General features: G+C 73.6%; 13 protein-coding genes. 9 read left to right on the top strand and 4 right to left on the bottom strand.

Annotated features, from left to right (window positions below; translation table 11 throughout):
- Positions 1-10: 10 nt before the first annotated feature.
- The 4 genes from IAG42_RS12385 to IAG42_RS12370 all read right to left on the bottom strand — a co-directional run bounded on the left by IAG42_RS12385 (position 11) and on the right by IAG42_RS12370 (position 3,751).
- The gene (locus IAG42_RS12385; RefSeq protein WP_223205957.1) at positions 11-844 is read right to left on the bottom strand and encodes an NAD(P)-binding domain-containing protein; all 834 of its coding nucleotides are present in this window, start codon (positions 842-844) and stop codon (positions 11-13) included.
- 28 nt (positions 845-872) lie between these two features.
- A complete protein-coding gene (locus IAG42_RS12380) occupies positions 873-1,508 on the bottom strand; it encodes a DUF6000 family protein (protein ID WP_188337079.1) in 636 nt (211 codons plus the stop codon).
- Between the two features lie 91 nt (positions 1,509-1,599).
- Positions 1,600-2,769: an MFS transporter gene (locus IAG42_RS12375; protein WP_223205956.1), complete on the bottom strand. Its 1,170-nt coding sequence runs from the start codon at positions 2,767-2,769 to the stop codon at positions 1,600-1,602.
- 238 nt (positions 2,770-3,007) lie between these two features.
- Positions 3,008-3,751, bottom strand: coding sequence for an IclR family transcriptional regulator (locus IAG42_RS12370; RefSeq protein ID WP_188337078.1), 744 nt, complete (start codon positions 3,749-3,751; stop codon positions 3,008-3,010).
- Between the two features lie 144 nt (positions 3,752-3,895).
- Between IAG42_RS12370 and pcaH the strand changes: the two genes are divergently transcribed.
- Genes pcaH through IAG42_RS12325 form a run of 9 tightly spaced genes read left to right on the top strand, consistent with a single transcriptional unit; the run spans position 3,896 to position 11,472 of the window.
- Positions 3,896-4,672, top strand: a complete 777-nt coding sequence (gene pcaH / locus IAG42_RS12365) for a protocatechuate 3,4-dioxygenase subunit beta (protein ID WP_384623532.1) — start codon at positions 3,896-3,898, stop codon at positions 4,670-4,672.
- Positions 4,665-5,213, top strand: coding sequence for a protocatechuate 3,4-dioxygenase subunit alpha (gene pcaG, locus IAG42_RS12360; protein ID WP_188341329.1), 549 nt, complete (start codon positions 4,665-4,667; stop codon positions 5,211-5,213). The genes pcaH and pcaG overlap by 8 nt, the downstream gene beginning before the upstream one ends.
- Positions 5,210-6,616, top strand: a complete 1,407-nt coding sequence (locus tag IAG42_RS12355) for a lyase family protein (protein WP_188337076.1) — start codon at positions 5,210-5,212, stop codon at positions 6,614-6,616. The genes pcaG and IAG42_RS12355 overlap by 4 nt, the downstream gene beginning before the upstream one ends.
- Positions 6,609-7,361, top strand: a complete 753-nt coding sequence (locus tag IAG42_RS12350; RefSeq protein ID WP_188337075.1) for an alpha/beta fold hydrolase — start codon at positions 6,609-6,611, stop codon at positions 7,359-7,361. The genes IAG42_RS12355 and IAG42_RS12350 overlap by 8 nt, the downstream gene beginning before the upstream one ends.
- Entirely contained in the window at positions 7,358-7,741 is a 384-nt protein-coding gene (pcaC, locus tag IAG42_RS12345; protein WP_188337074.1) for a 4-carboxymuconolactone decarboxylase, read from the top strand. The genes IAG42_RS12350 and pcaC overlap by 4 nt, the downstream gene beginning before the upstream one ends.
- Positions 7,741-8,937 (top strand): 4-hydroxybenzoate 3-monooxygenase, encoded by a 1,197-nt coding sequence (locus IAG42_RS12340; RefSeq protein ID WP_188337073.1) that lies wholly within the window; start codon positions 7,741-7,743, stop codon positions 8,935-8,937. Before pcaC ends, IAG42_RS12340 begins: the two co-directional genes overlap by 1 nt.
- Complete coding sequence (locus IAG42_RS12335) at positions 8,934-10,121, top strand: thiolase family protein (RefSeq protein ID WP_188337072.1); 1,188 nt, start codon at positions 8,934-8,936, stop codon at positions 10,119-10,121. The genes IAG42_RS12340 and IAG42_RS12335 overlap by 4 nt, the downstream gene beginning before the upstream one ends.
- Positions 10,118-10,813, top strand: a complete 696-nt coding sequence (locus IAG42_RS12330; RefSeq protein WP_188337071.1) for a 3-oxoacid CoA-transferase subunit A — start codon at positions 10,118-10,120, stop codon at positions 10,811-10,813. The genes IAG42_RS12335 and IAG42_RS12330 overlap by 4 nt, the downstream gene beginning before the upstream one ends.
- Complete coding sequence (locus IAG42_RS12325) at positions 10,810-11,472, top strand: 3-oxoacid CoA-transferase subunit B (RefSeq protein WP_188337070.1); 663 nt, start codon at positions 10,810-10,812, stop codon at positions 11,470-11,472. Before IAG42_RS12330 ends, IAG42_RS12325 begins: the two co-directional genes overlap by 4 nt.
- The last annotated feature ends 6 nt before the right edge of the window (positions 11,473-11,478 follow it).

Below are 11,478 nucleotides of genomic sequence, written 5' to 3'. Positions count from 1 at the left end.
CCGTACGCACTCACACCGGGCCCGGCTCCTCCACGGAGCCGGGCCCGGTGCGTTCCCGGGACGTGGCCGGGCCCTGGCGCAGCACGGCGAGGAGGCCGTCCAGTGCGCCGGTCAGGGCGGTGGTGTTCGCCTGGTCGAACCACGTGGTGCGGATGCGTTCGTTGTTGCCCTTCGGAGTTTCGTGGTCGGCGGCGAGGTCCCGCAGGGAACGGGTGCCGTCACCCAGGGTGCGGCCCACGTTCTCGAAGAGGCCCCGCACGTAGCGCTCCGCGTCGGCGGCGGGGATGCCGTGGCCGGCGGCCCAGGAGGCGATCGCCGTGAGGTACGCGTAGTGGGCGGTCAGCGTCCCCGTCAGTGCGGAGAAGACGTCGAAGGCCGCCTCGTCCGCGACCGGAAGCGCGCCGCCGAGCTGCTCGAAGAGGGCGTCGACGGCCGGATGCGCGGGGTAGGTCACGGTGACGGCGCGGCGCTCCCGTACGGCCGGCAGCGGGATGGCGCGCACCAGCGGAGCGTCGGTGGCGAGCAGGGCGCGCAGCTCGTCGTTCGGGACCCCGGCCATCACGTTGACGACCACCTTCGTGCCGTCCACCCGCAGGCCCGCCAGCGCCTCGTGCCGGTCCTGGCGGCGTACGGCGATCATCACCAACTCGGCGCTGTCCACGACCTGTTGGTTGTCCGCGCAGACGTGGACGTCCTCGAACCGGTCGGCGAGCGCGGCGGCGGTGCGGGCACCCCGCGGTGAGAGGAACAGCGCCGACGCCGGTCCCTCCGCGCCGCACAGCCCCTCCACGAGGGCCCGGCCGATCTCGCCCACTCCGATGATGCCGATGGTTCGAACCGTCACAGTGCTTTCCCTGTCCTCTCCGGAGTCTTCACGGCGCGGTCGCGCCGTCGTAGAACGCGCAGCGCAGGCCCATGTAACGCCCCTGCTCCTCCGGGGTGTACGCGGGATGGTCGCGCAGGTGCACCAGGGCGTCGACCCACTGCTTCCACAGGCCGCCGTCCGGTTCGGTGAAGCGGGTCGCGTGGTCCGTGCCGAGGAGGGTGTCGAGGTGGACCAGGGCGCCGAGGGCCGCCGGCTGGTCGTAGCGGAGGTCGGTGCGGGGGAGGTAGCGGTCCAGGTACGCGGTGAGGATCTCGGCGTCGGCGGCGGTGCCGAAGCGGGCCAGGGCGAAGCAGTAGGCGCTGCCGGCGAAGCAGAAGTCGCTGGCCAGCAGGAGCTCGCGCAGCTGCTCGCGGAACGACGTGCGGCGGCCGACCCCGATCAGGTTCGCCCCGGTGACCCGTGAGCGCCACTCGTATCCGAGCAGCGCCGACAGCTCGGCGTCGGTCACCACGGCGGCGTCCTCGGCCATCCGCCGCGCGAACACCTCGGCGTGCGGCCACCCGGGCCGCAGGATCCGCCCGCTGTTCAGATCGAAGTACCTGGCCCGCCCCGTGTCCTTCGGCGTCACATACCGCTCGATGACGTGCCCGAAGCCGATCTCGCGAGGGTGCTGAGCGGGCATGGGTCACGTCTCCGGGGGCGAGGGGCAGGGGCGGCGGCTCACCCGCGCAGTCTTGTCGATCCGCCGCCCCCGGTGCCACGCATTTCGTGGGCTACGCCTCAGGTGCCGGTTGCGGTTTCGACGGGACTGTCAGGAGGGCCAGGAGGGCGATCAGGGCCGCCGCGGCGAAGGCGTAGAAGCCCCAGGGGTAGGCGATGCCCGCGGTGAGGAGGGCGCCGCCCAGGAAGGGGCCCGCGATCGCGCCGAAGCGGCCCACGCCGGCGGACATGCCGAGCGCCGTGCCGCGGATGCGGGCCGGGTAGAGCTGGCTCACGAACGCGTAGACCAGGACCTGCGCGCTGAACACGAAGATTCCGGCGGCCAGGACCGCGCCGTATACCAGCAGCGTGTTCTCCATCCGGATGGACAGGAGGGCCAGCATCACCGCGGCGACGCCGAACCAGGCGAGGACCGTCGGCTTCGTGCCCCGGGCGTCGGAGATGCGGCCCGCGAGGACGAGCCCGAGCACCGCGCCCACGTTCAGGGTGAGGAGCAGGCCGAGTCCGGCGTCGAGGGAGTAGCCGGCCGCGCCCATGATGGTCGGCAGCCACGTGTTCAGGCCGTAGACGAGGAGCAGGCCGCAGAACGATGCCGCCCACAGGCCCAGGCTGACCCGGAGCAGACGGCCGCGGACGACCTCCGAGGGGCGGACCCGCTCCGTCGCCACGGTCTCCGTGTACGTCCGGGACTCCGGCAGCTTCGCCCACATCACCGGCACCGTCAGCAGCCCGGCGATGCCGCCGATCACGAACATCGAGCGCCAGCCCAGATGCGGTATCAGATAGAGGGCCAGCAGCGCGGTGAGCACGGCGCCCGCGTGATAGCCCGTCATCATCCGCGTCATCGCGGTGCCCGAGCGGCCCGCGCGGGCGTGCTCGCTCATGAAGGCCAGTGCCGTCGGCAGGCAGGCGCCCAGGCCGAGGCCCGCGAGGAAGCGCAGGGCGATGAAGAGCGTGGAGTTCGGCGCGGCCGCCATCGCCAGAGTCAGCACGGAGAACAGGGCGATGCTGCCGATCAGCGTCGTACGGCGGCCGAAGCGGTCGGCCAGCGGGCCTATGGCCACCGCGCCGATACCGACCCCGACCAGTCCGATCGTGGCGGCCGAGGTCGCCGACGCCTCGGTGAACCCGAGCGCGTGGGTGCGGACCAGGGTCGGGATGACCGCGCCGAGCACGACGAGGTCGTAGCCCTCCAGAGCGACGGCCAGCCAGCAGAGCACCACCGGCCACAGGCTCCTGGGGTGGTCGGTCGCGGGGACGGTTGACGATGAGGCCGGCGATGACGACGGGGATGACGAGGTCAGGGGAGTGGGCACAGGGGACTCCAACAGTTGAGCGGACTGTGGAACGAACGGGGGAGGGGACGTGGGTATGGAGCGATTGAAGACCCGGGTCTCCTGTGACCGGCACCACAGCTTCCGTCCAGCGGAAGGCTGCACCGACTTTCTTCCGAGGGGCCGGTCAGAGGCGCCGGCCGATCGACTGCGCGGCCACCCTGAGCGCCCCGTACAGCCGTTGCTCGCTCCCCTTGAGCGAAGCGACCACCACCCCGAGCGCCGCGACCACCTCCTCGTCGTGCCGGATCGGCACCGCAATGGAGCACGCCCCGAGGCTCATCTCCTCGTTCGTGACGGCGTAGCCCCGGTCGAGGACCTGGCGCAGCTGACGGCGCAGCACCCCCGGCTGGACGATCGTGTGGCGGGTGATCGGGGCGAGTTCCCTCAGTACCGTGCGCTGGATCTCGGGCGGCGCGTACGCGAGGAGGACCTTGCCCACCCCCGTGGCGTACAGCGGCAGATGGGAGCCGACCTTGCTCACGACCGGCACCGAGCGGTTCCCGCGCAGCCGGTCGAGGTAGACCACGTCCATGCCCTCGCGGACCGCCAGATGCACCGTCGCCAGGGTCGCCCCGTACAGGTCGTGCAGGAACGGCTCGGCGACCTGGCGCAGCCCCGTCTCCGCCGACGACAGATGGCCGAGGTCCCACATGCGCCGGCCGATGACGTACTCGCCTGAGGACCGGCGCTCCAGCGCGCCCCACTGGACCAGCTCGGCCACCAGCCGGTGCGTCGTGGCCAGCGGCAGGTCCGCGCGGGCCGCGAGATCGCTCAGCGACAACGACCGGTGCTTCTCGTCGAACGCGCCCAGGATCGACAGCGCGCGGCCCGTCACGCTGGCGCCCGGCTGCCGGCTGTTCCCTGCCATGCCTCGACCTGCCTCGCCTCGCCCCGTCCTGCCTCGGCCCCTGCCCGTCCTGCCTCGGCCCGTCCTGCCTCTCATCATCTCTCGTTTTCACTCAGTGAAAAGGCATCGTCGCGGCCGAACCGCCCCGTGCCTAGCGTGAGCGCTGTGACGACGACCACCAGCACCGCAGCTCCCGAGCCGGTTCCGCAGGAGCGGATCACGGCGGAGATCGCCGCGTCCCACGCCGCGACCGGCCCCGGATCCGCCCAGCCGCGGCTCGACTTCGCGCCCTACCGCAGCTCGCTGCTGCGCCATCCCACCAAGGACCCGCGCCACGTCGACCCCGAGGGCATCGAGCTCGTGGCCCCGGTCTTCGGGCACTCCGACGTCAACGCCGTCGAGGCCGACCTCACCATCCAGCACGGCGGCGAACCGATCGGCGAACGCATGCTGCTCACCGGCCGGGTCCTCGACGGCGACGGACGCCCCGTGCGCCGCCAGCTCGTCGAGATCTGGCAGGCCAACGCCGCCGGGCGCTACATCCACAAGCGCGACCAGCACCCCGCGCCGATCGACCCGAACTTCACGGGCGTCGGCCGCTGCCTCACCGACGACGACGGGAACTACCGCTTCACCACGATCAAGCCGGGCCCGTACCCGTGGCGCAACCACCACAACGCCTGGCGCCCCGCCCACATCCACTTCTCGCTGTTCGGCACGGAGTTCACCCAGCGGCTCGTCACCCAGATGTACTTCCCGGGCGACCCGCTGTTCGCGCTCGACCCGATCTACCAGTCCGTCACCGACCCGGCCGCGCGCGACCGGATGGTCGCGGCCTACGACCACGACCTGACCACCCACGAGTGGGCCACCGGTTACCGCTGGGACATCGTGCTGACCGGCACCCACGCGACCCTCCTGGAGCGTGACGACCATGAGTGAGGCCCTCGCTCCCACCCCCGGCCAGACCGTCGGGCCCTTCTTCCACTACGCCCTTCCGTACGAGGGCGGCAGCACGCTCGTCCCGCCGGGCTCGGCCGGCGCGATCCGGCTGTACGGCACCGTGTACGACGGCGACGGCACCCCCGTCCCCGACGCGCTGATCGAGATCCGGCAGGCCGACCCCCAGGGCCGCACGCCCCGCGTCGAGGGCTCCCTGCACCGCGACGGCCGCTTCACCGGCTGGGGCCGCGCGGCCACCGACCCCGGCGGCCGCTACGCGTTCACCACCGTCGAACCCACGCGGACCGACGGAGGCGCCGTCTTCTTCGCCGTCACCGTCTTCGCGCGCGGCCTCCTCGACCGCCTCTTCACCCGCGCCTACCTGCCCGGCGAGAGCGACACGTTCCTCGCGGGCCTCCCCGAGGCCGACCGGTCGACCCTCCGGGCCGTACGCGACGAGGACGGCCACCTCCGCTTCGACATCCACCTGCAGGGCGCCCACGAGACGGTCTTCCTGCACTACCCGCGGCACGCGGCATGAGCGCCCTGCTCCGCCCCGGGGCGCACCGCGCGGCGGGCGTCGCCGACGACGCGGCCGTGGTCGCCGCGCTGCTGCGCGTCGAGGCGGCCTGGGCCCGGGCACTCGTCGCCGCCGGGACCGCCACGGACCGCGAGGCCGAGCGCGTCGCGCAGGCCGCGGCCGCCCTCGAACCCGACCCCGGCGCCCTGGCCGCCGACGCCGAGGCCGCCGGCAACCCCGTCGTCCCCCTCGTCAAGCGGCTCCGGGCCGCCGCGGGCGACGCCTCGGGCGCCGTCCACCGCGGCCTCACCAGCCAGGACGTCCTCGACACCGCCCTGATGCTGCTGGCCCGCGACGCGGTCGCCCGGCTCCGCGCCGACCTCGTCGCCACCGGCGACCGGATCGCCGCGCTCGCCCGCACGCACCGCGACGACGTCGCCGTCGCCCGGACCCTCACCCAATGGGCCGTCCCGACCACCTTCGGGCTGCGCGCGGCCCAGTGGCTCGCCGGGGTCGCCGAGGCCGTCACCCGCCTCGACGCGCTCCGGTTCCCCGTCCAGTACGGCGGCGCCGCGGGCACCCGCGCCCTGCTCACCCACCTCGCCGGGCCGGGAGCCGCCGCCGCGCCCGCCGCGTTCGCCGGCGCGCTCGGCCTCGCCCCCGCCGGCCTGCCCTGGCACACCCGGCGCACCCCGGTCACCGCGATCGGCGACGCGCTGGCCACCGCCACCGACGCGCTCGGCGTCCTCGCCGCCGACGTACTCCTGCTCGGACGGCCCGAGACCGCCGAGGTCCGCGAGACGGGCGCCCCCGGACGCGGCGGCTCCTCGACGATGCCGCACAAGCGGAACCCCGTCCTGTCCGTGCTCGTCCACGCCGCCGCCCAGCAGGCGCCCGGCCTCGCCGCCCAGCTCCACCACTGCGCCGCCGGCGCCGTCGACGAACGCCCCGACGGAGCCTGGCACGCCGAGTGGCCGGCCCTCGCCCGGCTCCTCGAACTCGCCGTCACCGCGGGCGGACAGGCCGCCGAACTCGTCGCGGGACTACGCGTCGACACCGGCGCCATGGCCCGCCGCGCCGAACACGCCGCGCCCGACCTGCTCGCCGAACGCGGCGTCTCCCGTGAGCCAGGTGGCCTTGCCGAACGTGGCGGTTCCCGTGAGCCGGGTGGTCCCTCGGAGCAGGACGGCGCTGCCGAGCGCGGTGTCTCCCGCGAACCGAGCGGACCTGCCGAGCAAGACGGCCCCGCCGAGCAGGACGGCCCTGCCGAGGGTGGCGCCTCCCGTGAACTGGGCGGTCCCGCCGAACCGGACGGCCCCGCCGACCAATACCGCCCCACCGCGCCCGGCGTGCGCGGCTACCTCGGAGAGGCCGGCGCCCTCGTGGACGCCGCCGTCGCGGCCTGGGAGGCACAGCGTGACTGAACCGACCCTCGTCCTCACCCAGCTCGCCGGCGACGACGACGCCGCACACCTGTTGGTCGTGGGGCCCTCGCTCGGCACCGGCGTCGCCGGCCTCTGGTCCGACTGCGCCGCGCTCCTGCCGCCGAACTGGCAGGTCGTCGGCTGGGACCTCCCCGGCCACGGCGCGAGCCCCGCCGCCACCCACGCCTTCACCGTCGACGACCTCGCCACAGCCGTCCGCACCCGCAGCGCCGAACTCGCCGCCGGACGCCGCGCCGCCTACGCCGGAGTCTCCCTCGGCGGCGCCGTCGGCTTCACCCTCGCCCTCGACCCCGGCCCCTTCGACACGATCGTCACCCTCGCCTCCGCACCGAGGATCGGCACGCCCGAAGGCTGGCGGGAGCGCGCCGCGCTCGTCCGCCGCGCCGGCACCGCCGCCCTGGTGGAGGGCTCCGCCACCCGCTGGTTCGCCCCCGGCTTCCTCGCCCGCGACCCCGCCACCGGAAGCGGACTGCTGCACGCGCTCCAGCACGTCGACGACACCTCGTACGCCCTCGCGTGCGAGGCACTCGCCGGCTACGACGTCCGCGACCGGCTCACCTCCGCGAAGGTGCCGCCCCTCGTGGCCGGCGGCGCCCACGACACCGTCGTCACCCCGGACCAGGTCGACATCGTCCTCGCCGGCGTCGCCCACCTGCCGCCCGCCGAGGACCCGGCCGCCACGGCCCACCTCCTGACGACCCGTCCGACCCGGGAGCAGCGATGAACAACCCGTACGCCGACGGCATGAAGATCCGCCGGGAGGTCCTCGGCGATCCGCACGTCGACCGCGCCGAAGCCGCCAAGACCCCCTTCACCCAGCCCTTCCAGGAGCTGATCACCAGCTACGCCTGGGGCAGCGTCTGGGCGCGGCCCGGACTCGACCGCAGGTCCCGATCCGTCGCCGTGCTCACCGCGATGCTCGCCCTCGGGCACTGGGGCGAGTTCGCGATGCACGTCCGCGCCGCCCGCACCAACGGCCTGACCGACGACGAGATCGCCGAAGTGATCCTCCAGTCGGCGATCTACTGCGGCGTCCCCGCCGCCAACCACGGCTTCGCCGTCGCCCAGCAGGTCCTCGACGACCTCGATCAGCAGGAGCAGTGATGAACCGCAGCACCACCGAGGTCGCCGTCGTCGGCGCCGGACCCGCCGGGCTGATGCTCGCCCACCTGCTCCAGCGGGCCGGCATCGACTCCGTCGCGATCGACATCCGCAGCCGCCGCGAGATCGAGGAGACCCACCGCGCGGGCATCCTGGAACAGGACAGCGTCCGGATGCTCGTCGACACGGGCGTCGGCGACCGCGTCCTGCGCGAGGGCTCCCGGCACGCCGGCATCGACCTCGCCTTCGGCGGCGGCGGCCACCGCGTCGACTTCGAGGCGCTGACCGGCGCCACCGTCCAGCTCTACCCGCAGACCGACGTCTTCATCGACCTCGCCGACGCCCGCGAACGCGACGGCGGCGACGTCCGGTTCGGCGTCAGCGACGTCAGCGTCGACGACATCACCGGCGACCGCCCGCTCGTGCGGTTCACCGACGCCGACGGCGCCCGGCACGAGATCTCCGCGCGGATCCTCGTCGGCTCCGACGGCTCGCGCGGCATCTGCCGCCACGCGTTCCCCGAGGAGGGGCGCCGCCAGTACTTCCGCGAGTACCCCTTCGCCTGGTTCGGCATCCTCTGCGAGGCCCCGCCCTCCAGCGAGGAACTCATCTACAACCACTCCGAGCGCGGCTTCGCCCTCATCAGTCAGCGCACCGAGACGCTCCAGCGGATGTACTTCCAGTGCGACCCCGCCGAGAACGTCGACGACTGGTCCGAGGACCGGATCTGGGCGGAGCTCCAGCAGCGCGTCGGCCCCAACGGCTACACGCTCAAGGAAGGCCCGATCACCTCCAAGGTGGTCCTGCCCTTCCGCAGCTTCGTCCAGGAACCCCTGCGCCACGGCAACCTCGTCCTCGCCGGCGACGCCGCCCACACCGTCCCGCCCACCGGCGCCAAGGGCCTCAACCTCGCCCTCGCCGACGTCCGCGTCCTCGCCGAGCAACTGGAGCGGCACCTGCGCCACGGCGCCGAGGACGCCCTCGACCAGTACGCCGAGCGCGCCCTCCAACGCGTGTGGAAGGCCCAGCACTTCTCGTACTGGATGACCACCATGCTCCACCGGCTGCCCGGCGCCAGTGACTTCGACCTCCGCCGCCAGGTCGGCGAACTCTCCTGCGTCACCGGCTCGGACGCGGGCTCCACCTACCTCGCCGAGTGCTACACCGGCTGGCCGACCCGAGAGCGGGACCCCCGATGAACTCCTACGTCTACGCGGCCGTCCGCACCCCCTTCGGCCGCTTCAACGGCGGCCTCGCCGGCATCCGTCCCGACGACCTCGGCGCGGCCGCGATCTCCGCTCTCCTCGCCCGCACCCCCGGCCTCGACCCCGCCGCCCTCGGCGACATCGTCTGGGGCAACGCCAACGGGGCCGGCGAGGACAACCGCAACGTCGGACGCATGGCCGCCCTCCTCGCGGGCCTCCCCGTCGGCGTCCCCGCGACCACCGTCAACCGGCTCTGCGGCTCCAGCCTCGACGCCGTCATGGCCGGCTCCCGCACCGTCGAGACCGGCGACGCCGACCTCGTCCTCACCGGCGGCGTCGAGTCCATGACCCGCGCCCCCTGGGTCCTGCCCAAGCCCGACCGCGCCTTCCCCGCCGGCGACACCGCCGCAGTGTCCACCACCCTCGGCTGGCGCCTGGTCAACCCCAGGATGCCGAAGGAGTGGACCGTCAGCCTCGGCGAGGCCAACGAACAGCTCCAGGAACGCTTCGGCATCTCCCGCGCACGCCAGGACGCGTTCGCGGCCCGGTCGCACCAACTCTCCCACCAGGCATGGGAGGACGGGTTCTACGACGACCTCGTCGCCCCCGTCGACGGCACCGACCTCACCCGCGACGAAGGCATCCGCCCCGGCAGCACCCCCGACCAGCTCGCCGGACTGCGCCCCGTCTTCCGCGACGACGGCACCATCACCGCCGGCAACGCCTCCCCGCTCAGCGACGGCGCCTCCGCCGTCCTCCTCGGCTCCGAGGCCGCCGCCGACACCCTCGGCTCCGCCCCGCTCGCCCGGATCGCCGGACGCGCCGCCCACGCCCTCGAACCGCAGTCCTTCGGCTTCGCGCCCGTCGCCGCGGCCGAAGCCGCGCTCGCCCGCGCCGGCATCGGCTGGTCCGACGTCGGCGCCGTCGAACTCAACGAGGCCTTCGCCGTCCAGTCCCTGGCCTGCGTCGACGCCTGGAAGATCGACCCGGAGATCGTCAACCGGCGCGGCGGCGCCATCGCCCTCGGGCACCCGCTCGGCGCTTCCGGCGGCCGCCTCGTCGGCACCCTCGCCGCCGTCCTGCGCGAGTCCCGCGAACGCTGGGGCGTCGCCGCCCTCTGCATCGGCGTGGGCCAGGCCCTCGCCGTCGTCCTGGAGAACCCGGAGGCCGCACGATGAGCCGCACCCGACTGCTCGACACCACCGACGCGGCCGTCGCCGGCATCGAGGACGGATCCACCGTCCTCGTCGGCGGATTCGGCCTCGCCGGCATGCCGTTCGCACTCATCGACGCCCTCATCCGGCAGGGGGCCCGCGACCTCACCGTCGTCGCCAACAACGCCGGCAACGGCGACGTCGGCCTCGCCGCCCTCCTCAAGGCCGGCCGCGTCCGCAAGGTCGTCTGCTCCTTCCCCCGCCAGGTCGACTCGTACGTCTTCGACGAGCTCTACCTCTCCGGCCGGCTCGAACTCGAAGTGGTCCCGCAGGGCAACCTCGCCGAACGCATGCGCGCGGCCGGAGCCGGCATCGGCGCCTTCTACTGCCCGACCGCCGTCGGCACGCCCCTCGCCGAGGGCCGGGAGACCCGCACCATCGACGGGCGCGAGTACCTCCTCGAACACCCGATCAAGGGCGACTACGCGCTCATCGCCGCCCACCGCTCCGACCGGCTCGGCAACCTCGTCTACAGCAAGACGGCACGCAACTTCGGGCCGATCATGGCCACCGCGGCCACCACCACGATCGTCCAGGTCGACGAGGTCGTCGACACCGGCGTCCTCGACCCCGAGGCCGTCGTCACGCCCTCCATCTACGTCGACCGGGTCGTCCAGGTCGAAGCGCAGCGCCACACCGTCCAGGGGGCACGATGACCACCGAACACACCGACCGCGGTCCGCTGTCCATGACCGAACTCGCCGCCGTCATCGGCCGCGACATCCCCGAGGGCGCCTTCGTCAACCTCGGCATCGGACAGCCCACGAAGATCGGCGACCATCTGCCACCCGAGCGCGGCATCGTCCTGCACACCGAGAACGGCATGCTCGGCATGGGCCCCGCCGCCCGCGGCGACGACATCGACCCCGACCTCACCAACGCGGGCAAGGTCCCGGTCACCGCCCTGCCCGGCGCCTCCTACTTCCACCACGCCGACTCCTTCGCCATGATGCGCGGCGGCCACCTCGACGTCTGCGTCCTCGGCGCCTACCAGGTCGCCGTCAACGGCGACCTGGCCAACTGGCACACCGGGAAGCCCGGGGCGATCCCCGCCGTCGGCGGCGCCATGGACCTCGCGATCGGCGCCAAGCAGGTCTTCGTGATGATGGCCCTCTTCGGCAAGGACGGCACCCCGAAGCTCGTCCCCGACTGCACCTACCCGCTCACCGGCGTCCGCTGCGTCGACCGCGTCTACACCGACCACGGCGTCTTCGAGGTGGGCCGGCCCGACGGCGGCGTCCTCGTCCGCGAGACCTGGGGAGCGGGGGTCGGCGAACTGAGCGAGCGGCTCGGCTTCCCCCTGCTGCGCGGCTGACCCCCG

Source organism: Streptomyces xanthii (assembly GCF_014621695.1).
GTDB lineage: Bacteria > Actinomycetota > Actinomycetes > Streptomycetales > Streptomycetaceae > Streptomyces > Streptomyces xanthii.
This window is presented reverse-complemented; position numbering and strand designations above follow the sequence as displayed.

Coding starts and splice junctions, on each gene's coding strand:
- IAG42_RS12380 (WP_188337079.1), bottom strand. CDS start 1,508: ATGCCCGCTCAGCACCCTCGCGAGATCGGCTTCGGGCACGTCATCGAG.
- IAG42_RS12370 (WP_188337078.1), bottom strand. CDS start 3,751: ATGGCAGGGAACAGCCGGCAGCCGGGCGCCAGCGTGACGGGCCGCGCG.
- pcaG (WP_188341329.1), top strand. CDS start 4,665: ATGAGTGAGGCCCTCGCTCCCACCCCCGGCCAGACCGTCGGGCCCTTC.
- IAG42_RS12355 (WP_188337076.1), top strand. CDS start 5,210: ATGAGCGCCCTGCTCCGCCCCGGGGCGCACCGCGCGGCGGGCGTCGCC.
- pcaC (WP_188337074.1), top strand. CDS start 7,358: ATGAACAACCCGTACGCCGACGGCATGAAGATCCGCCGGGAGGTCCTC.
- IAG42_RS12340 (WP_188337073.1), top strand. CDS start 7,741: ATGAACCGCAGCACCACCGAGGTCGCCGTCGTCGGCGCCGGACCCGCC.
- IAG42_RS12335 (WP_188337072.1), top strand. CDS start 8,934: ATGAACTCCTACGTCTACGCGGCCGTCCGCACCCCCTTCGGCCGCTTC.
- IAG42_RS12330 (WP_188337071.1), top strand. CDS start 10,118: ATGAGCCGCACCCGACTGCTCGACACCACCGACGCGGCCGTCGCCGGC.
- IAG42_RS12325 (WP_188337070.1), top strand. CDS start 10,810: ATGACCACCGAACACACCGACCGCGGTCCGCTGTCCATGACCGAACTC.